This is a genomic window from Pseudoalteromonas sp. NSLLW24 (assembly GCF_015864725.1).
Classification (GTDB): Bacteria; Pseudomonadota; Gammaproteobacteria; order Enterobacterales; family Alteromonadaceae; genus Pseudoalteromonas; species Pseudoalteromonas arctica.
Genome location: NZ_JADYWQ010000003.1, coordinates 128,749 through 148,480 on the forward strand (window position 1 = coordinate 128,749; position 19,732 = coordinate 148,480).

Annotated in this window: 20 protein-coding genes; 17 read left to right on the plus strand and 3 right to left on the minus strand. The window is 39.3% G+C overall.

Features of this window, described 5'->3' with window-relative positions; genetic code table 11:
* Nucleotides 1-18: 18 nt before the first annotated feature.
* From I6E72_RS03855 to cyoE, 16 genes are all read left to right on the plus strand, one after another.
* Complete coding sequence (locus I6E72_RS03855; protein ID WP_007584885.1) at nucleotides 19-330, plus strand: BolA family protein; 312 nt, start codon at nucleotides 19-21, stop codon at nucleotides 328-330.
* A 107-nt stretch (nucleotides 331-437) separates the two neighbouring features.
* Complete coding sequence (gene fabV, locus I6E72_RS03860; RefSeq protein WP_197111105.1) at nucleotides 438-1,631, plus strand: enoyl-ACP reductase FabV; 1,194 nt, start codon at nucleotides 438-440, stop codon at nucleotides 1,629-1,631.
* A gap of 629 nt (nucleotides 1,632-2,260) precedes the next feature.
* Nucleotides 2,261-3,604 (plus strand): Na(+)-translocating NADH-quinone reductase subunit A, encoded by a 1,344-nt coding sequence (locus I6E72_RS03865; RefSeq protein ID WP_010555190.1) that lies wholly within the window; start codon nucleotides 2,261-2,263, stop codon nucleotides 3,602-3,604.
* A 4-nt stretch (nucleotides 3,605-3,608) separates the two neighbouring features.
* Nucleotides 3,609-4,811: an NADH:ubiquinone reductase (Na(+)-transporting) subunit B gene (locus tag I6E72_RS03870; RefSeq protein WP_007584889.1), complete on the plus strand. Its 1,203-nt coding sequence runs from the start codon at nucleotides 3,609-3,611 to the stop codon at nucleotides 4,809-4,811.
* Nucleotides 4,804-5,556 carry a Na(+)-translocating NADH-quinone reductase subunit C gene (locus I6E72_RS03875; protein ID WP_007584890.1) on the plus strand — a complete coding sequence of 251 codons (753 nt, stop codon included), beginning with the start codon at nucleotides 4,804-4,806 and terminating at the stop codon, nucleotides 5,554-5,556. The genes I6E72_RS03870 and I6E72_RS03875 overlap by 8 nt, the downstream gene beginning before the upstream one ends.
* Nucleotides 5,556-6,188 (plus strand): NADH:ubiquinone reductase (Na(+)-transporting) subunit D, encoded by a 633-nt coding sequence (locus I6E72_RS03880; RefSeq protein WP_007584891.1) that lies wholly within the window; start codon nucleotides 5,556-5,558, stop codon nucleotides 6,186-6,188. The genes I6E72_RS03875 and I6E72_RS03880 overlap by 1 nt, the downstream gene beginning before the upstream one ends.
* A 10-nt stretch (nucleotides 6,189-6,198) precedes the next feature.
* A complete protein-coding gene (gene nqrE / locus I6E72_RS03885; protein WP_007584892.1) occupies nucleotides 6,199-6,807 on the plus strand; it encodes an NADH:ubiquinone reductase (Na(+)-transporting) subunit E in 609 nt (202 codons plus the stop codon).
* Between the two features lie 19 nt (nucleotides 6,808-6,826).
* Nucleotides 6,827-8,056: an NADH:ubiquinone reductase (Na(+)-transporting) subunit F gene (nqrF, locus tag I6E72_RS03890; RefSeq protein ID WP_007584893.1), complete on the plus strand. Its 1,230-nt coding sequence runs from the start codon at nucleotides 6,827-6,829 to the stop codon at nucleotides 8,054-8,056.
* A 109-nt stretch (nucleotides 8,057-8,165) separates the two neighbouring features.
* Nucleotides 8,166-9,197, plus strand: coding sequence for an FAD:protein FMN transferase (locus tag I6E72_RS03895; protein ID WP_165734694.1), 1,032 nt, complete (start codon nucleotides 8,166-8,168; stop codon nucleotides 9,195-9,197).
* Nucleotides 9,198-9,298: 101 nt separating this feature from the next.
* A complete protein-coding gene (nqrM, locus tag I6E72_RS03900) occupies nucleotides 9,299-9,511 on the plus strand; it encodes a (Na+)-NQR maturation NqrM (protein WP_007376137.1) in 213 nt (70 codons plus the stop codon).
* A 1,175-nt stretch (nucleotides 9,512-10,686) separates the two neighbouring features.
* The gene (locus I6E72_RS03905; protein WP_007581161.1) at nucleotides 10,687-11,106 is read left to right on the plus strand and encodes a hypothetical protein; all 420 of its coding nucleotides are present in this window, start codon (nucleotides 10,687-10,689) and stop codon (nucleotides 11,104-11,106) included.
* Between the two features lie 319 nt (nucleotides 11,107-11,425).
* On the plus strand, nucleotides 11,426-12,385 hold the full coding sequence (cyoA, locus tag I6E72_RS03910; RefSeq protein ID WP_024608764.1) for a ubiquinol oxidase subunit II: 960 nt from the start codon (nucleotides 11,426-11,428) through the stop codon (nucleotides 12,383-12,385).
* A gap of 2 nt (nucleotides 12,386-12,387) precedes the next feature.
* A complete protein-coding gene (gene cyoB / locus I6E72_RS03915) occupies nucleotides 12,388-14,376 on the plus strand; it encodes a cytochrome o ubiquinol oxidase subunit I (protein WP_007581166.1) in 1,989 nt (662 codons plus the stop codon).
* The gene (cyoC, locus tag I6E72_RS03920) at nucleotides 14,373-14,999 is read left to right on the plus strand and encodes a cytochrome o ubiquinol oxidase subunit III (protein ID WP_024589277.1); all 627 of its coding nucleotides are present in this window, start codon (nucleotides 14,373-14,375) and stop codon (nucleotides 14,997-14,999) included. The genes cyoB and cyoC overlap by 4 nt, the downstream gene beginning before the upstream one ends.
* Nucleotides 14,999-15,355 (plus strand): cytochrome o ubiquinol oxidase subunit IV, encoded by a 357-nt coding sequence (cyoD, locus tag I6E72_RS03925; protein WP_010555185.1) that lies wholly within the window; start codon nucleotides 14,999-15,001, stop codon nucleotides 15,353-15,355. Before cyoC ends, cyoD begins: the two co-directional genes overlap by 1 nt.
* Nucleotides 15,356-15,364: 9 nt before the next feature.
* Nucleotides 15,365-16,249, plus strand: coding sequence for a heme o synthase (gene cyoE, locus I6E72_RS03930; RefSeq protein ID WP_197111107.1), 885 nt, complete (start codon nucleotides 15,365-15,367; stop codon nucleotides 16,247-16,249).
* 60 nt (nucleotides 16,250-16,309) lie between these two features.
* On the opposite strand, the gene I6E72_RS03935 is transcribed toward cyoE, so the two are convergent.
* Both I6E72_RS03935 and I6E72_RS03940 read right to left on the minus strand, forming a co-directional pair.
* Nucleotides 16,310-16,897 carry an FMN-binding negative transcriptional regulator gene (locus tag I6E72_RS03935; protein WP_169060007.1) on the minus strand — a complete coding sequence of 196 codons (588 nt, stop codon included), beginning with the start codon at nucleotides 16,895-16,897 and terminating at the stop codon, nucleotides 16,310-16,312.
* Complete coding sequence (locus I6E72_RS03940) at nucleotides 16,897-17,472, minus strand: GNAT family N-acetyltransferase (protein ID WP_197111110.1); 576 nt, start codon at nucleotides 17,470-17,472, stop codon at nucleotides 16,897-16,899. The genes I6E72_RS03935 and I6E72_RS03940 overlap by 1 nt, the downstream gene beginning before the upstream one ends.
* Nucleotides 17,473-17,578: 106 nt before the next feature.
* Between I6E72_RS03940 and pdxR the strand changes: the two genes are divergently transcribed.
* Nucleotides 17,579-19,036, plus strand: coding sequence for a MocR-like pyridoxine biosynthesis transcription factor PdxR (gene pdxR / locus I6E72_RS03945; protein ID WP_197111112.1), 1,458 nt, complete (start codon nucleotides 17,579-17,581; stop codon nucleotides 19,034-19,036).
* A gap of 14 nt (nucleotides 19,037-19,050) precedes the next feature.
* Here pdxR and I6E72_RS03950 read toward each other — a convergent pair whose 3' ends face one another.
* Nucleotides 19,051-19,716, minus strand: a complete 666-nt coding sequence (locus I6E72_RS03950; protein WP_197111114.1) for a hypothetical protein — start codon at nucleotides 19,714-19,716, stop codon at nucleotides 19,051-19,053.
* Nucleotides 19,717-19,732: the final 16 nt, after the last annotated feature.

Here is a 19,732-nt window from a genome sequence, read left to right on the forward strand (position 1 = left end):
AATTAAAACGGTCTTTTTATGTCAATGCAGCAACAGATCCAAGAAAAAATAAGCAACGCCATTGCGTGTAAACATTTAAACGTGATTAACGAAAGCCATATGCACAGTGCTGGCACTGAATCACACTTTAAAGTAGTAGTGGTTAGCGAAGGTTTTGCGGGTAAGCGTTTATTACAACGTCATCGCGAAATTAATGAAATTTTAAAAGATGAGTTAGCAAATCATATTCATGCACTCGCTATTCATACATATACACCCGATGAGTATGCAGAGCAGGGCGGTGAAGCGCCTGATTCACCTAATTGTATGGGTGGCTCTAAAATTAGCTAAGTAATGTTTTAGAGTATTTGATGAGTGTTTAACTGATCAGATCAGTGTTTTTAGTATTAGCCTTTAAACTAGCGCTAATTTTTATTGTAAAAGATATAGGATGATCAATGGTCATTAAGCCTAAAATTCGTGGATTTATCTGCACAAACGCACACCCAGCTGGTTGTGCAGAGCATGTTCAAGAACAAATTAACTATGTAAAACAACAAGGCGCATTAAAAAGTGCACCAAAAAATGTATTAGTTATTGGCGCATCAACAGGCTACGGCTTGGCATCGCGCATTACTGCTGCATTTGGTGGTGGTGCTAAAACATTAGGTATTTTCTTTGAAAAAGAAGGTACAGATCGTAAAACAGGTTCTGCTGGTTGGTACAATACCGCTGCTTTTCAAGATGCAGCGGACGAAGCCGGCCTTTGGTCTAAAAATATTAATGGCGATGCGTTTTCTAACGAAATCAAGCAAAAAGCAATCGACACTATTAAAGCAGATTTGGGTAAAGTAGATTGTATTATTTACAGCCTAGCGTCTCCTCGTCGTACTGATCCAAATACAGGTGAAGTGTTCTCATCTACACTTAAGCCAATAGGTAATGCAGTAACCACTAAAAACTTAAATACATCAAAGCGTGAAATTGATGAAATTACGGTTGAAGCTGCAAATCAAGACGATATCGACAACACTATTAAAGTAATGGGTGGTGAAGATTGGGAAATGTGGATTGACGCATTAAAAGAAGCGGATGTATTAGCCGATAACTTTAAAACTACAGCGTATACTTATATTGGTAAAGAGCTAACATGGCCAATATACGGACACGCTACTATTGGTAAAGCTAAAGAAGATTTAGACCGTGCAACGGCTGCTATTAAAGAATCAACAAAAGATTTAAATGGTGAGGCGTATGTTTCATCACTTAATGCAGTAGTGACACAAGCAAGTTCTGCTATTCCTATTATGCCGTTATATATTTCTGCTTTATTTAAAGTTATGAAAGCAGATGGCACGTATGAAGGCACCATTGAGCAAATTCACGCATTATTTAGTGAAAATCTATATGGTGAATCGCCTCGCTTTGACGACGGTGGGCATTTATTCCAAAACTATAAAGAGCTAGAAGACGATGTGCAAGCACGCGTTCAAGCTGTATGGGATAGTGTTGATACAAGCAGCATTGATGAGCTAACAGACTATGTTGGTTACCATAATGAGTTTTTACGCTTATTTGGTTTTGGTGTAGACGGTGTTGACTACGATCAAGACATAGATTCAGTTAAGCCAATTGCCAATATGATTGACTAACAGAACTTAGGGCCTGTTTATCTTTCGAGTTTAAATTTGCAGCAGTCTGTTTGGTATTTAGGCAAGGCAGAGCCTATGTAGTGTGGTTATTCCCCATAAATGGGCGATAACGTAGCATTAATGCCAAACAGGCGCTGCCCAAAGGGTTCTGCCTAGGGGCTATTTACTCTTTGTTGCTCGGTTTTTACTTAGCCCACTAGGTTACAAACCTCACGCCGCGATTAAATAGCCCCTAGATTGAACAAATTTTAATCCTGAAAGGTCAACAGGCCCTAGTTATTAAAAGCCGCAATAGCGGCTTTTTTTGTATTATGCGATTTGTTTAATTTGCGATGAAATCAGGAACGATAATTGCTTAGGCTACCACTTTGGTCTACCTTGATTTTTATTTAAATCACTTAACAAAACTAAATAAGTGTTTCTGTCGTATAATTTTCATAAATACACTCGCATAGTCATCTAAAATGATGTTAAAATCTCGACAATATGTGATGAGTTTTACTACGTTGCTTGTTTGATATTTCTAGCAAGCTGCTCTTTTGTACCTTGATATAACTTGGAATAACTCAAATGGCGACGTGGTTGATACGATTTTTCAGTTTCTTTCCTTTAATGTAATGCAAGTGCGTATGATCAATATAAAAAAAGGTCTGGATTTACCCTTAGAGGGCGCGCCACAGCAAGTTATACATGACGGTTCTGCTGTCAAACGTGTAGCTGTGCTTGGCGAAGAGTTTATCGGTATGCGTCCAACCATGCATGTTCGTGTGGATGACCAAGTCAAAAAAGGCCAGGTACTTTTTGAAGATAAAAAGAACCCAGGCGTCCTATTTACTGCTCCAGCTTCTGGCACAGTAAAAGAAATAAATCGTGGTGCTAAACGTGTGCTGCAATCTGTTGTTATTGAAGTAGCAGGCAGTGAGCAAATCACCTTTGACTCTTTCAAAGCAGACGAGCTTGCGAGCTTAGAGCGTGAAAAAGCCAAAGAAGTACTTATCCAGTCTGGTCAATGGACAGCACTTCGTGTTCGCCCATTCAGTAAAGTAGCGGCTGTGGATGCAAATCCTAGTTCTATTTTCGTGACCGCAACTGACACAAACCCATTAGCTGCAGATCCTGCAGTGATAATTGCCGAAAATGCGCAAGCATTTGAAGCGGGTCTTGCTGTTATTTCGCGTTTGACCGATGGTAAAGTATTTGTGTGTAAAAAAGCAGGTAGCCAAGTTCCTAGCTCATCTATAGCTCAAGTAGAAGTACATGAGTTTGGTGGTGTGCATCCGGCTGGCCTCGTTGGCACTCATATCCATCATCTTGATGCAGTTTCTGTTAGCAAACAAGTTTGGCATATTGGTTACCAAGACGTTATTGCGTATGGTCACCTATTCCTTACTGGTGAAATTTACACAAATCGTGTTATTTCGCTTGCAGGTCCTCGCGTTAAAAACCCACGTTTAGTGAAAACACAATTAGGTGCTTCATTGGATGATTTAGTGGCTGGTGAGCTAGAAGACGGAGATAACCGCGTTATTTCTGGTTCTGTTCTATCAGGTTCTATTTCAAACGGTGTTCATGCATTCTTAGGTCGTTACCACGTTCAAGTATCTGTTTTACTTGAAGGTCGCGAAAAAGAATTGTTTGGCTGGATTGCACCAGGTAGTGATAAATTCTCTGTAACGCGTACATTCCTTTCTCACCTTGCGCCGAGTCGTTTATTTAAAATGACAACGTCAACAGGTGGTTCAAAACGTGCCATGGTACCAATTGGTAGCTACGAGCGCGTAATGCCGCTAGATATTTTGCCTACTCTATTATTACGTGACTTAATTGCACGCGATTTAGACAGTGCAATTTCATTGGGCGCGCTTGAACTTGATGAAGAAGATTTAGCGTTATGTACCTTCGTTTGTCCAGGCAAATACGAGTATGGTTCTATCCTACGCGATTGCTTAACTACGATCGAGAAGGAAGGCTAGAGAGATGGGTTTAAAAAAATATCTAGAAGATATCGAGCCGAATTTTGAAGCCGGTGGTAAATATGAAAAGTTTTATGCACTGTATGAAGCAGCTGCAACTATTTTTTATACACCAGGCTACGTAAATAAAGGCGCGACACACGTACGCGATAACATCGACCTAAAACGCATGATGATTTTAGTGTGGATGGCGACGTTCCCAGCTATGTTTTTTGGTATGTTCAATATCGGTCATCAGGCCGCAGGTGCTTTAGCACAAGGTTTTGAACTAGCAAACACGTGGCAAGTTGGTTTGTTCCAGTTATTCGGTGGTGAATTAACCGCTGATGCAGGCTGGGGCGCTAAGATGTTCTATGGAGCATGTTTCTTCCTACCTATCTACGCGGTAACATTTGCAGTAGGTGGTTTTTGGGAAGTAATATTTGCTTCTGTGCGTAAGCATGAAATTAACGAAGGTTTCTTCGTTACTTCAGTATTATTCGCACTTATTTTGCCTGCAACGATCCCTTTATGGCAAGTTGCGTTAGGTATTACGTTTGGTGTAGTAATCGCTAAAGAAATCTTTGGTGGTACTGGCCGTAACTTCTTAAACCCTGCTTTAGCCGGTCGTGCGTTCTTATTCTTCGCATACCCAGCTCAAATCTCGGGTGACACAGTATGGACAGCAGTAGATTCTTTCTCTGGTGCAACTATGCTAGGCCAAGCTTTCATCGGGCAACTAGACTTTGCAAACATGGAATTATGGTGGAATGCGTTTTACGGTTTCATTCAAGGTTCTGTAGGTGAAACATCTACACTTGCATTGTTAGTAGGTGGTTTGTTCTTAATTTACGTTCGTATCGCTTCTTGGCGCATCGTACTAGGTGTATTCCTAGGTATGGTAGCAACTGCATTTTTACTAAATGCTGTTGGCTCAGAAACTAACCCTGTATTTGCAATGCCTTGGTATTGGCATTTAGTACTAGGTGGCTTTGCGTTTGGTATGTTCTTTATGGCTACTGACCCTGTATCAGCTGCATTTACTGACAAAGGTAAATTGGCATATGGTCTATTAATTGGCTTTATGGTGGTTATGATACGTGTTGTGAATCCTGCTTTCCCAGAAGGTATGATGCTAGCAATCTTATTTGCTAACTTATTCGCTCCACTGTTCGATCACTTTGTAGTGCAGGCTAATATTAAGCGGAGGTTGGCACGTAATGTCTAGTAATAACGAATCAATCGGTAAAACGTTATCAGTTGTTGTAGCACTATGTTTAGTGTGTGCAATCATTGTATCGTTTGCTTCTGTACAGCTTCGTCCTTTACAGCAAGCTAATAAAAACAAAGATATTCAAAGCAATATCTTGGCTGCTGCGGGTATCGATAAAGTTGAAAATGTTTTAGAAACATTTGATGCAAAAATCGAAGCGCGCGTTGTAAACATGACTACAGGTGAGTTTGTAGATACAGACCCAACAATTTTTGATTTTGAAAAAAGCAAATATGATGCAGCGCTAAGTGTTTCTCTTCAAGAGAAAGGCGTTAAAGATATTGCTGGTATTCAACGTGTGACTAAAGAGTCGCCGGTGTATATCTCTAAAAAAGAAGATGGCTCAGTTGATGCAATTATTCTTCCTATCCAAGGCTACGGCTTATGGGGCTTAATGTACGGTTTTATCTCGCTTGAAAGCGACGCTGAAACAGTTAAGAGCATTATCTTTTATAAGCATAATGAAACCCCAGGTCTAGGTGGCGAAATCCAAAATCCACAGTGGACTGCTACATGGGAAGGTAAAGAACTTCCAATTCAAATTGTTAAAGGTACTGCGGGCAATGATGAGCATAAGATCGATGGTCTTTCAGGTGCTACATTAACGTCTAACGGTGTTGATCATGCAGTTGACTTTTGGACTGGCGAAAATGGCTTTGGCCCTTTCCTTGCGAAAGTACGTAAAGGAGCATTGAAATAATGGCTGATACTAAAGAAATGAAGGCGGTCCTATTTGGTCCGGTTTTAGCTAACAACCCAATCGCACTACAAGTACTTGGTATTTGTTCTGCGCTAGCGGTAACGTCTAGCTTAAAAAATGCGTTAATCATGTCAATCGCATTGACATTAGTAACTGCATTTTCGAGCTTCTTTATCTCGCTTATTCGTAATCAGATCCCATCATCTGTTCGTATCATCGTACAAATGACAATTATTGCATCGTTGGTAATCGTTGTTGACCAAGTATTACAGGCATTCTCTTACGCTACGGCAAAAGAGCTTTCTGTATTCGTTGGTCTAATTATTACTAACTGTATTGTAATGGGTCGTGCTGAAGCATATGCGATGAAGTCGCCACCAATTATGTCTTTCCTTGACGGTATTGGTAATGGCTTAGGTTACTCTGTAGTACTACTTACTGTTGGTTTCATTCGTGAGCTATTCGGTAAGGGTTCACTATTCGGTGTTGATATTATCCCATTAGTACAAGATGGCGGTTGGTATCAGCCTATGGGTCTATTGATCTTACCACCGAGTGCATTCTTCATCATTGGTTTATTCATATGGGTACTTCGTACTTATAAGAAAGACCAAGTAGAAGCTAAAGCGTAAGGGGCAAATAGTGGAACATTATATTAGTTTATTTGTAAAAGCCGTTTTTATTGAGAACTTAGCGTTGTCATTCTTCTTAGGCATGTGTACTTTTTTAGCAGTATCTAAAAAAGTAACTACATCAATTGGCCTAGGTATAGCGGTTATAGTTGTATTGGGTATTTCTGTACCTGTTAACAACTTGGTTTACCATGCGGTACTTGCACCAGGTTCACTTACTTGGTTAGGTTATCCAGATGCGGATCTTAGCTTTTTACGTTTCTTAACTTTCATTGGTGTTATTGCAGCACTTGTGCAAATTCTTGAAATGGCATTAGATAAGTTTTTCCCTGCACTATACAACGCATTAGGTATCTTCTTGCCACTTATCACAGTTAACTGTGCAATATTTGGTGCGGTATCTTTCATGGTTGAGCGTAACTATGACTTCGGCGAGTCTGTTGTCTATGGTATTGGCGCTGGTGTTGGTTGGGCGCTTGCAATTACATTACTTGCAGGTATCCGTGAGAAACTGAAATATTCAGACGTACCAGATGGCTTACGTGGTTTAGGTATTACCTTCATCACTGTTGGTTTAATGGGACTTGGCTTTATGTCATTCTCTGGTATTTCACTGTAAAGGGTAGCGAGGATAAATCATGGATTATCAGATTTTCTTAGGCGTTGGTGTTTTTATCGCTATCGTTGTACTACTAGTTTTAGTGATCATTGGTGCTAAATCTCAGTTAGTTGCAAGCGGTGACATCATCATCGGTATTAATGGCGATAAAGACAAAGCCATTACTACATCAGCAGGTAATAAGCTTTTAAGTGCATTATCTGAGTCAGGTATATTTGTATCATCTGCTTGTGGTGGCGGTGGCTCTTGTGGTCAATGTCGTGTACACATTAAAGAAGGTGGTGGTGATATCCTGCCAACTGAGCTTGATCACATTTCTAAAGGTGAAGCCCGTGAAGGCTGTCGTTTAGCGTGTCAGGTAAATGTTAAAAACGACATGGAAATTGAGCTTGAAGAGTCAATTTTCGGTGTTAAAAAATGGGACTGTGAAGTTATCTCTAACGATAACAAAGCAACCTTCATTAAAGAACTTAAACTGCAAATCCCTGGTGATGAGTCAGTGCCTTTCCGTGCGGGTGGTTACATCCAAATCGAAGCGCCACCTCACCATGTTAAATATGCAGATTTCGATGTTCCTGAAGAATATCGTGGCGATTGGAACCATTTTGGTTTCTTCGACCTGGAGTCAAAAGTAGACGAAGAAACAATTCGTGCATACTCAATGGCTAACTACCCAGAAGAAGAAGGCATCATTATGCTTAACGTGCGTATTGCTGCTCCGCCTCCAAGAAACCTAAGCTTGCCATGTGGTAAAATGTCTTCGTACATTTGGTCACTTACAAAAGGCGACAAGGTAACTATTTCAGGTCCATTTGGTGAGTTCTTTGCTAAAGACACAGATGCAGAAATGATCTTTGTTGGTGGTGGTGCTGGTATGGCGCCAATGCGTTCACATATCTTTGACCAACTTAAACGTTTGAACTCTAAACGTAAGATGAGCTTTTGGTATGGTGCACGTTCTGAACGTGAAATGTTCTACGTAGAAGATTTTGACGGCTTAGCCGCTGAAAATCCTAATTTCGTATGGCATACAGCACTTTCAGATCCACAACCTGAAGATAACTGGGAAGGCTACACTGGCTTTATCCATAACGTGTTATTTGAGAACTATCTTAAAGATCACGAAGCGCCGGAAGATTGTGAGTACTACATGTGTGGTCCTCCAATGATGAACGCGGCAGTTATTACTATGCTTAAAGATTTAGGTGTTGAAGACGAAAATATCTTACTAGATGACTTCGGTGGCTAACACTAATACCAAAACAGTTTAGTTTTGGTTAAAATACCAGCCTCGTAGCACTTGTGTTACGAGGCTTTTTTTATTCTTTAATTTTATCAATCTATTAAGTAGAGCTGTTATGAATCGAGTAAGTACTTCACAAGGCATAATGGCCTTTTTACTAATCACACTGACCTTATTACTGTCTGGGTGTGGCGAAAAACCAGAGTCGAGGGAAACCTTTTTAGAAGGTAAGACTATGGGCACCACTTATCATATTAAATATTACGATGAGCAGGGCCAGCTATCAGCTTCACAATTACAGCTGCAAATAGACGCTGTTTTAAAAGATGTGAATCAGTCTATGTCTACTTACATAGAAGACTCTGAAATAAATACATTTAACAGATTACCAGCAAATCAAGTTATGCCAATTAGCGAAGATTTTAGGGCTGTTATCAGCGAGTCTATTCGCTTAGGCGAATCAACTAAAACACTCGATGTCACTATGGGGCCTTTAATTGATTTATGGGGCTTTGGTCCTGATAAAAAACCAACCAATCGCCCAAGTGATGAAGCGCTTGCAAGTATGGTTGAAAAAATAGGTATTGATAAACTTATTTTAGATGAGCAAGGACTGTCTAAAACAGTTAATGGGTTAGAGCTTTCGTTTTCGGCAACGGCTAAAGGCTATGGTATTGATAAAGTAGCGCAGTTATTAGAAAGCCACAGTATTACCAATTACATGGTTGAGATTGGTGGAGAGCTGCGTATAGCAGGTGAAAAGCCAAATAATCAGGATTGGAAAATTGCGATTGAGCAACCAGATGCGCAACCTGGAGAGCGAAAGGTACACCGTGTTTTATCGCCAGGTACAAACGGTATTGCTACGTCAGGTGATTACCGTATTTTTTATAAAATGGATGGCGAGATCTATACTCATTTAATTGATCCCGTGACCGGCATGCCTATTAAGCACGACTTAGTGTCGGTAACTGTGCTTCATCCAAGCGCTATGACGGCAGATGGTTTAGCGACTGCACTTACTGTGATGGGTATGGAAAAAGCGCAAGCATACGCTCAGCAGCACGATTTACCGGTATACTTAATAGGTAAATCAAATGAGGGTTTAGTTACTTATTCAAGCCCTGCATTTAAACCTTATTTGTAGTATGGTGCTGGCTTGTTTATTTTCGCGTTATTTGGGTATATAATAGCAGTCGCTCAAAAATGTTTGAGTTTAATTAATTGCTGATCAATAGGGGCTAAGCAATGTCACTTTTTCTTCTTACTTTTGGCTTACTAATTTTGATAGTTTCGGCTATGGCCGTTGGTATGATCGTGCAAAAAAAATCTATGGCAAGCAGCTGTGGTGGTTTAGGTTCGGTTGGTATTGATAAAGCCTGTGATTGCGATGATCCATGTGATAAACGCAAAAACCGTTTAGCAAAAGAGCAAGCCTGGAAAGAAAACCAAATTATTTAAGCCCGCCTTAAATATTAAAAAGCGCTTTATAGCGCTTTTTTTGTGTCTGTAAAACTGCTTAACTAGATAGCTTCTAAAGTAATCCAATCTTAATGTATTAGACAAACGTCTATAGTTTAGTTTTTTTCACCTATTAGGTTTATTTTTCTCGTTTGTCAAATTGGAGCTAACACTCTAAAGTTTAATTATAGACACAGAGCAAGGCTCTCGTCATAAGCTTGAGGCAAGTTAGTCTCGCTTAAAATAATCTTTATATTGTGTGTGAAGATGTTGTCAGTGTGAAAGGCAACTCAAATTCGGTGGATTCACTTCCATAAAGAACGAGTTTGAGTTGTTTTTATTCCCTTTCAATACCACGTAATGTAAAACAAGAATCTTTATATTGTGTGTGAAGATGTTGTCAGTGTGAAAGGCAACTCAAATTCGGTGGTGACTGCATTTGAGTTGTTTTTATTTCCCTACAATGCCACGCAGTGTAAACCAAGAATCTTTATATTGTGTGTGAAGATGTTGTCAGTGTGAAAGGCAACTCAAATTCGGTGGTGACTGCATTTGAGTTGTTTTTATTTCCCTACAATGCCACGTAATGTAAACCAAGAATCTTTATATTGTGTGTGAAGATGTTGTCAGTGTGAAAGGCAACTCAAATTCGGTGGTGACTGCATTTGAGTTGTTTTTATTTCCTTACAATGCCACGCAGTGTAAACAAAAAATCTTTATATTGTGTGTGAAGATGTTGTCAGTGTGAAAAGCGGCTCAATTTCGGTGGTGACTGAATTTGGGCTGTTTTTATTTGTGCCACACAATTATTACCCCCTCCTAAAAAGCTATAATTCTATTAAATATTTCTATTTAAATCGTTTTTTATTTGTTCTAATCGATTGTTTATTATCATGTTATTTTTTATTAACAAAATAGCTTCGAAAGCTTAACTCAAATTAATTGATTTTTAGTTGAACAGAAAATTCTCTTTGTTATACTCACGTTCGAACTTTCAGTAAGTTTTGAAAGTTTGATTGATACGGATCAATTTTCACAAGGTAAATTTGTGCTAACCGGATTTGATCGTATTTAGCACCTGGTTTTAGGGCTTACAGCAGCGATGTTTTTTGATTTTTCCATTGCAAACTGTATTCCTCTAATTTTGTTATAGTCATTTTAGTAGGTTAATGTTTTTGAACACACTTTCTTTGCATCATACAAATACGGATCTTGCCTCTGGCGAGCCGCAGACGTGTGAGCGCTTGAATAAAGCAGGCAAGGGCGTGTGTGTAGCTATAACTTTATTAGTGTTTAATACTGTAATGTTGCTAAGTGGTGCACTAGAGGATGCCTTCAAGCTTGAAGCGCTATTAAGTGATGGGTTTATTGTAGAGCCGCTGTTACTTACTATTGTGCAATTTTTAGCTCATCCGATCATATCAAGTCAGTTACTTATTGGCCTTTGCTGGCTATTGTTCCATATTTTTCCAGCGCGTCGTGCTGGAATTATCCTCCGTAAAGCAGCCTTTGCTTTTAGCGAGGCTAAAGTTCTTCAGCCAGTGCAAGTTGCACACGGTTGTCGTGCTCCACCTAGCTTTACAGGTTGTCTGTAAGGCTGCATTTTGTTGCTGGTTTTAATTATTTGTTCTTGCTGTAAATAATTAAGGTTAGCTAAAACAAAGTAGCTCAGTGTTTTTTAAACACATTTCAGCCAACCACCACTCACCCAAGTTAACTTTTATTACGTTATATAAATGCGTTTAGAAAGCTGGGTTTGTTGCTAGGTCATTATTGGCATGAGCTTTAGGTTTTGAATAGCCCCCTTATTTTTTATAATTTAATTCCAGTTAACTTGGGTTTTACCGAAAAATCGTTGCTTTGTTTTTTATTTAAAGCAGCAAATTAGAACTTTTAGGTTTGTAGGATACTCCCTTGTTAATTCGTAACCTTTGTAATATTGCTTTAGCTAGTACAGTGCTGGCGTTGTCAGGCTGTAAAGGCGGGATACTCGATCCAAAAGGGCAGATAGGCATAGATGAGAAAAATTTAATCATCATTGCAACCGTGCTTATGTTGCTTGTAGTCGTTCCCGTTATTGTGATGACTTTGTATTTCGCATGGAAATATAGAGACACGCAAACTCATGAAATTTACGCTCCAAAATGGGCTCATTCAAATAAAATTGAAGCCGCAGTTTGGGCTGTCCCTATTGTTATTGTGATTATTTTAGGTGTTATTACCTGGGTGTCTACCCAAGAGCTAGACCCTTACAAACCAATTGAAGGTAAAGGTAAGCATCTTACTGTTGAAGTGGTTTCATTAAACTGGAAGTGGCTATTTATTTATCCTGAGCAAGGTATTGCTACGGTTAATGAATTAGTGTTTCCGGCTAATGTACCTGTTGAATACAAAATCACTTCAGAGAGCACAATGAACTCGTTTTTCATTCCGCAATTGGGTAGTCAAATATACTCAATGGCCGGTATGGAAACCAAGCTTCACTTAATTGCTAATGAGCCAGGTACATTTAAAGGCTTTTCGGCAAATTACAGTGGTGCAGGCTTTACTGGTATGAAGTTTAATGCCATTGCTACACCTACTCAAGCTGGTTTTGATAAGTGGGTGAGTGATGTGAAAGCGAATTCAAGCGCTAATAATCTTACTCATGCAAATTATGTTGAACTTGCAAAAGCAAGCGAAAATAACCCAGTTGCTTATTACGGTAAAGTTGATGACGGCTTATTTCATACCATCGTTATGAAATACATGCAGGCACATGGCGATATGAACAAAAAGCAACATGCAATGGGCGAACATGGGCAAATGAGTAAGAAGCATCAAGCAATGGATGAACACTCAATGCCATCATCTCACAGCCAGGGCGAGGAATAATAATGTCGTTATTAGGTAAACTAACAATAGACGCAATTCCGTTTCATGAGCCAATTCTTGTGTTCACGATGTCGGTTATTGCTATAGCTGGGCTTATTATTGCCGGGCTTATTACAAAGTATAAAAAATGGGGCGTGCTTTGGCGCGACTGGATCACGTCTGTTGATCATAAACGCTTAGGCGTAATGTATATTCTTTTAGCACTAATAATGCTGTTCCGTGGTTTTTCTGATGCCATTATGATGCGTGCTCAGTTAGCGCTTGCTACCAGTGGTGCGCCCGGTTATTTACCACCTGAACACTACGACCAAATATTTACTGCCCACGGCGTAATTATGATCATATTTATGGCTATGCCATTTATGATTGGTTTAATGAACATTGTTTTACCACTGCAAATTGGTGCTCGCGATGTTGCATTCCCATTTTTAAATAACTTAAGCTTTTGGTTTACAGCCAGCGGTGCCATTTTAATTAATATGTCGCTAGTGTTTGGTGAGTTTGCTAAAACAGGTTGGGTGGCCTATCCACCGCTTTCGGAGTTGACCTTTAGCCCTGGGGTGGGGGTAGATTATTATATTTGGGCCTTGCAAATATCCGGGCTCGGTACACTTCTAACAGCAGTAAACTTTTTAGCAACCGTGTTTAAAATGCGTGCACCAGGTATGACCCTAATGAAAATGCCAATTTTCACATGGACATGTACGTGGGCAAACATTTTAATTGCAGCATCATTCCCAATTTTAACTGCTGTACTTGCAATGCTAACGCTTGACCGTTATCTCGATTTCCACTTCTTTACCAATGAATTGGGCGGTAACGCCATGATGTACATCAACCTGTTTTGGGCATGGGGTCATCCTGAGGTATACATATTAGTATTACCAGCGTTTGGTATTTTCTCTGAAATTATTTCTACCTTTGCCGGTAAACGTTTATTTGGTTACAAATCGATGGTTTACGCCAGCGGTGCAATCTCAATTTTAGGCTTTATTGTTTGGTTACATCACTTCTTTACGATGGGGTCGAGTGCTAACGTTAACGCGTTCTTTGGGGTAATGACCATGGTTATTGCTGTACCAACTGGGGTTAAGTTGTTTAACTGGTTATTTACCATTTACCGAGGTCGCTTACGTATTAGCGTACCGGTACTTTGGACACTTGGCTTTATGGTTACCTTTACCGTAGGCGGTATGACCGGTGTATTACTTGCTATTCCTGGTGCCGATTACGTACTGCATAACAGCTTATTCTTAATTGCACATTTTCATAACACCATTATTGGTGGTGCTGTATTTGGCTACCTAGCTGGTTTTGTATTTTGGTTCCCTAAAGCAATGGGCTTTAAACTTAACGAAAAATGGGGCAAAGCATCATTCTGGTGTTGGATTATCGGTTTCTTCGTTGCATTTATGCCGTTGTACGTACTTGGTTTCTTAGGTATGACACGTCGTTTAAACCACACTAACAACCCAGATTGGAACATTTGGTTATACATTGCCGCAGGCGGTGCTGTAATTATTATGTTTGGTATTGTTAGCCAAGTAATTCAATTATATGTGAGCTTTAGAGACCGTGAAGCGCTTGACGATACAACAGGCGATCCATGGAACGGCCATACACTTGAGTGGGCTACAAGTTCACCTCCGCAAATTTATAACTTTGCAACAATTCCACACATCGATGATATTGATGCATGGACCGACATGAAAGAAAAAGGCCAAGCATACCAAGATAAAGCAAACTATAGCCCTATTCATATGCCTAAAAACACATCAGCTGGCGTGTTAATGGCAGCAAGCTTAACAGTATTCTGTTTTGCAATGATTTGGCATATTTGGTGGTTAGCTGTTGTTGGGCTAGTCGGCGCAATTGCCATCTTTATCAAACGTTGTTACACCAGCGATGTTGATTACTATATTCAACCTGATGAAATTGCACGCACTGAAGCTGCGTATAATTCAAGTGGCATTAAGGAGCTAAAAGCGTGAGTACACTTTCTGCAAATTTAGAATCAGTATCGCACGATGATCACGCCCACGTGCATGATCATCACGATACATCGGGTGACACCATATTCGGTTTTTGGTTATACCTAATGACCGATTGCCTATTGTTTGCCTCGTTTTTTGCCACTTACGCTGTGTTATTTATGAACACAGCCGGTGGTGTATCGGGTAAAGATATTTTTGAACTCGACTTTGTAGCAGTAGAAACTGCTGCACTACTTATTAGTAGTATTACCTTTGGCTTTGCCATGATTGCCGCTCAAGGGCAAAAAAAGGCACTAACACTTACTTGGTTATTTGTTACGTTTTGTTTAGGTGCTGTGTTTATTGGTATGGAAGTATACGAATTTCATCACCTAATTGTGCACGGTAATGGCCCACAACAAAGTGCCTTTTTAACATCGTTTTTCTCATTAGTTGGCTTACATGGATTACATGTAACGGCTGGACTAATTTGGATGACCATAATGATGATTGAAGTTGCTAAACGTGGTCTAGGCAAAGCAACCGTAACGCGTTTAAGCTGCTTAAGCCTATTTTGGCACTTCTTAGACATTGTTTGGATTTGTGTATTTACCGTTGTTTATTTGATGGGAGCAATGTAATGAGCCACAGCGAAACGCATGCGTTAAAACAAACGCAAAGTGATCATCATGATGAATCTCATGGCAGTGTTAAAACTTACTTAATTGGCTTTGTGCTATCGGTAATTTTAACTGCTATACCGTTTTATATGGTTATGGAAGGTGACTTCTCAAAAGCAACAACGCTTTGGAGCATTGTTACTTTTGCAATCGTACAAATTTGGGTGCATTTAAAGTACTTTTTACACCTTAATTTTACCACCGAAAATGGCCGTGCAAGTACTTTTTCATTCCTATTCAGTGCTCTGATCATCGTAATGGTTGTTGGGTTATCTGTTTGGATCATTTATGAATCTAACGCAATGATGATGTACTAGGAGTTGAAGATGTTTCGTCGTTATTTATCAGTGACAAAGCCGGGTATTATTATGGGCAATTTGATCAGCGTAGCGGGCGGGTTTTTACTTGCCTCGCGCGGTGATATAGATCCATGGTTAATGATTGCCACATTAATTGGCTTGTCGCTAGTGGTTGCATCAGGTTGTGCTATCAATAATGTAATTGATAGAGACATAGATGTAGCCATGGCACGAACTCGTACGCGGGTAACAGTAACAGGCGAAATGTCGGCCTTTGCTGCACTTAGCCACGGTGTTTTATTGGGCGTTATTGGCTTTGCTTTACTTATCGCCTATACCACTCAAGCCGCGGTATTTTTTGCAGCCTTTGGCTACGTAATTTATGTAGGGGTTTATAGCCTCTACATGAAACGCAACTCAGTATATGGCACTTTTGTAGGCAGCCTTTCTGGCGCTGTACCGCCAGTAGTAGGTTACTGCGCCGTAACAGGGCAGTTCGATATGGGCGCATTAATACTGCTAGTTATGTTTAGCTTGTGGCAAATGCCGCACTCTTACGCCATCGCTATTTTTCGCTTTAAAGATTACCAAGCTGCAGGTATTCCTGTATTACCCGTGGCGCAAGGTATTGATAAAGCAAAGCGCCATATCGTACTTTACATCGCTGTATACGCATTAGTTGTGATGTTACTGCCAATTACTGGCTACACAGGTGCTGCTTTTATGGCTGTTGCTTGTATTACCAGCTTTTGGTGGTTGCTAATGGCGCTACGTGGTTATCGTCGTAATATTGATATGAGCAGTTGGGCACGTAAAGTGTTCGCATTTTCAATTATTAATATTACAGCGTTAAGCATTGCTATGGCTGTTGATTATCATAGTGTTGCTCCACAGCTATTAACGCTTACCTAATTTAAAATTTTTAACTATTCCAAAGTTAATCCAAAGGCTCGAAAGAGCCTTTTTTTATGCCTAAAATAGTTTTGCAATAGAGCGCTTATTGGCAAGTTCTAGGCTTTGTTTTATGCTTGCTCTTACCTCAGGTGATTTATTTTGGCTTAACTTAAAGTTTCCACTCCAATGAGTGGGAGTAAATTCTATAAAGCTTAATTGTTGATACATTTCTTGGCGATTGCTTTTGGGCACGTCAGTAATCTTCCAAATTGGCGTAAAGCCTTGCTCAAAATGGCTCGTTAGTTGCCGCATTATTTTGTCTTTCTCATTATCGCTTTCAATAATATTCACATTTGCAGTTACTTGTACTGATGAATAAAGCCAGCTTGGCAGGGTTTTATTATTGCTATAAGAGGGCGATAAATAACAGTTATCGCCATTAAATAGTAATTTCACTGACTGTTTATCACATTGCGTTAGCGGGTTATGTCTTGCTACGTGTGCAATAAATACATTACGTGAGGGCTCATATAATACAGGGACTTGGCATATATTATTTAAGTCACTTTGCGAGCAGGGCATTAAAATACTCGCTAGAGGGAATTGCTCAACTAATGCCTGCAAACGTTCAATATTATGTTCTTGAAAATGTATTGGTGGGTACATTAAAGCTTCTCCTCTAACTGCAACTTAATACTCTGCCAATGCTCGTCAATAATGCTAAATTTTGCAGTGCTTCTGTAACTTCCATCACTTAGCAATCTATCTTTATGGGCTATACCTTCAAATCGGGCGCCTAGTCGAGTAATTGCATTTCGAGATTTTTGATTTTGTTCGTGAGTATTAAATGTTATTCGCACTAAATTCAACGCGTCAAAAGCATAGCTAAGCTGTAAATACTTAGTGTGAGTATTAATATAAGTTTGCTGCCAGTGATGGCTTATAAATGTATGACCAATTTCAGCACTTAAGTTATGTGTATCTAATCTAAATAGTCGTGTAGTGCCTACAACCTCTTTGCTGGCTATGTCTATTATGGCAAATACAATTTGTTCTTTTTTATTAAATTGTGCACTTGTAGTAAACCATTTCTTTAACTGTTCGGGTGTTTTTGTATAGTTGCTTAATACCCATTCCCATATTTTTGGATGTTGCCCAGCTTTATATAAGCTGTTTAAATGCTCATAATTTAATGGCTCTAAAATGACCTTATTTGTTTTATGTATCTGTTGAGTAAACATGTTGCCTCTAAGCTTTGCTATTTACGAGCAACAAATGTACGCTTATTTGGTTTGGTAAAAACAACCAGAATTGGCTTTTTAGCTATACCAGTTTTAAAGGAATAACATGCAACCGCTTAATATTGAATTTAATAACTCAAACAAAGCTAAGTACTTACAAGTTGCAGATGCTCTGCGCTATTCAATTGTAAAAGGGAATATTGCACCTGGTACAAAACTCAGTTCTGCTCGAGTTATGGCGCAAACGTATCAGTTAAATCGCCATACAATAATGAACGCATTGCAGTTATTAGTAGCCGAAGGATGGCTAGAATCCCATGAACGCTCTGGGTATAGCGTCACTCAAACACTACCAATTCAAAGCAGTGCTAACTGTGAGCACACGCCAGTTTTAACACCAAAACCTTATAAATTTGCTACAGAGTTAGCCGTGCCTATTCCGGCAATGAATTTAAAAGACTACGTATATAATTTCGCAGGTGGACTTCCTGATTTAAATAGCTTTCCCTATAAAGAATTTAAACGCTCTATGAGCCATGTATTTAATCATTTAGATACCAGTAAACTTCATTATGGTGATATAGGTGGAGTGAGTGAGCTAAAAGCTCAGATAAGTGATTACTTACATAAAACTAGAAGTTTAAAAGTATCAGACTTACTTGTATGTAATGGCTCACAAGAAGCTTTATTTTTAATTTCAAAGGCATTTATAAGTAAAGATGACTTCGTAGCCGTTGAAACTTTAGGCTATCCGCCAGCACGTAAAGCGTTTGCTGCTTGTGGCGCGCAATTAATAGATATAAAACAAGATGAATATGGTTTATGTGTTGATGATTTAAAAGCGCAACTTAAACGATATCCAATAAAAATGCTGTACTTAACCCCGCTACATCAATACCCAACTACCGTTACGCTTTCGCCTACACGGCGCATGCAAATTTATCAATTATGTTATGAGTATGGCGTAATGATTGTAGAGGATGATTACGATCACGAGTTTCATTATCGCTGTCAGCCATTACAGCCTATGGCTGGGGACGATCCCGCTGGGATTATTATTTACTTATCTACATTTTCTAAAATCATGTTCTCAGGCGCTAGAATTGGCTACATTTGTGCAGCTCCTGAAGTATTAGCACAGTTAACCGCATGGAAGCAGTTAATGAATCATAAAAATGATGTGGTTATGCAGCTAGCCGTTGCGCACTTTATGCAAGAAGGTGGATTTGAGCGCCACTTAAAACGCATGACTAAACACTATAAACAACGTTATGAAGCAATGGACAACACGTTGGCGCTGCTGCAATCACAGGGTTTACCAATAGAGTATAAAAAGCCAGATGGCGGCATGGCAATGTGGGTTAACTTAAATAAAAATACGAGCAATATAAAACAAGCAATGCAAAGTAAAAGCGTATATTTACAAGCAGAATCTGAGTTTTACTTTGCTGATTCAGTGAGAAGTTTAATGTCTAAGCAATATAGTTATGTTCGCTTAGGCTTTGCAGGACAATCAGTTGAGGCAATGAAGCAAGGGCTCAAACTAATCACTGAATATAAGTAACTAGATACCATTAACTATTTCTTAAAATTATCAGCATTGTAATAAAGTGGTTTAAGTGTGCCGCAATTAATAAATTTATAGGTAAGCTCATTTTCAGCTGGGACACGTTTTGAGGTACGAAGTTTTTGCATACACGCATTAACTAAATCTACAAAAATAAGATGGTTATAGCTCGGTGATTTTTGAATTTTATGAATATAAATACGCTCAGTACCGCTTAGTGTAATCATGTCGTAGTCTTGCCATTGCGATGATTCACTCAAATCTTTTAGTTCTCTGGCATACAGCTGCTTACTCAAGACCAACTCTTTTTTTGAATAAATTAAACTACCACCTTGTTGATAATCACCCTCGTAAATATCGGCAATAATCGTAATTTCTTCACCACGCATTAAATGCTGAATATTAAACGCTTGTGGCTTTACGGTGATTAACTCGGCATTTCTAACAAAGCCTAAAAATGGAACATCGGGGTTTCCTATTTTATAAACAACTTGCACATCATTGGGTAAATTATAGGTGGGTAAATTCATTGCAATAATAGATGAGCCTTGATTAACCAAAGCCATAGGATGCTCAGCATTGTAAGCGGGGTCTACCGGTGGAAGTTCTGCTTTTTCTTCTTCAGCTGCGGCAAAGCCACTTAAAGTAATTAGTAATAAAGTAAGTAGTAAGCGCATTATAATCTCAATTAAT

Excerpts from the sequence above, each read along its gene's own strand:
- I6E72_RS03855 (WP_007584885.1), top strand. The coding sequence starts at position 19 with ATGTCAATGCAGCAACAGATCCAAGAAAAAATAAGCAACGCCATTGCG.
- fabV (WP_197111105.1), top strand. The coding sequence starts at position 438 with ATGGTCATTAAGCCTAAAATTCGTGGATTTATCTGCACAAACGCACAC.
- I6E72_RS03865 (WP_010555190.1), top strand. The coding sequence starts at position 2,261 with ATGATCAATATAAAAAAAGGTCTGGATTTACCCTTAGAGGGCGCGCCA.
- I6E72_RS03870 (WP_007584889.1), top strand. The coding sequence starts at position 3,609 with ATGGGTTTAAAAAAATATCTAGAAGATATCGAGCCGAATTTTGAAGCC.
- I6E72_RS03875 (WP_007584890.1), top strand. The coding sequence starts at position 4,804 with ATGTCTAGTAATAACGAATCAATCGGTAAAACGTTATCAGTTGTTGTA.
- I6E72_RS03880 (WP_007584891.1), top strand. The coding sequence starts at position 5,556 with ATGGCTGATACTAAAGAAATGAAGGCGGTCCTATTTGGTCCGGTTTTA.
- nqrF (WP_007584893.1), top strand. The coding sequence starts at position 6,827 with ATGGATTATCAGATTTTCTTAGGCGTTGGTGTTTTTATCGCTATCGTT.
- I6E72_RS03895 (WP_165734694.1), top strand. The coding sequence starts at position 8,166 with ATGAATCGAGTAAGTACTTCACAAGGCATAATGGCCTTTTTACTAATC.
- nqrM (WP_007376137.1), top strand. The coding sequence starts at position 9,299 with ATGTCACTTTTTCTTCTTACTTTTGGCTTACTAATTTTGATAGTTTCG.
- cyoB (WP_007581166.1), top strand. The coding sequence starts at position 12,388 with ATGTCGTTATTAGGTAAACTAACAATAGACGCAATTCCGTTTCATGAG.
- cyoD (WP_010555185.1), top strand. The coding sequence starts at position 14,999 with ATGAGCCACAGCGAAACGCATGCGTTAAAACAAACGCAAAGTGATCAT.
- cyoE (WP_197111107.1), top strand. The coding sequence starts at position 15,365 with ATGTTTCGTCGTTATTTATCAGTGACAAAGCCGGGTATTATTATGGGC.
- I6E72_RS03935 (WP_169060007.1), bottom strand. The coding sequence starts at position 16,897 with ATGTACCCACCAATACATTTTCAAGAACATAATATTGAACGTTTGCAG.
- I6E72_RS03940 (WP_197111110.1), bottom strand. The coding sequence starts at position 17,472 with ATGTTTACTCAACAGATACATAAAACAAATAAGGTCATTTTAGAGCCA.
- pdxR (WP_197111112.1), top strand. The coding sequence starts at position 17,579 with ATGCAACCGCTTAATATTGAATTTAATAACTCAAACAAAGCTAAGTAC.
- I6E72_RS03950 (WP_197111114.1), bottom strand. The coding sequence starts at position 19,716 with ATGCGCTTACTACTTACTTTATTACTAATTACTTTAAGTGGCTTTGCC.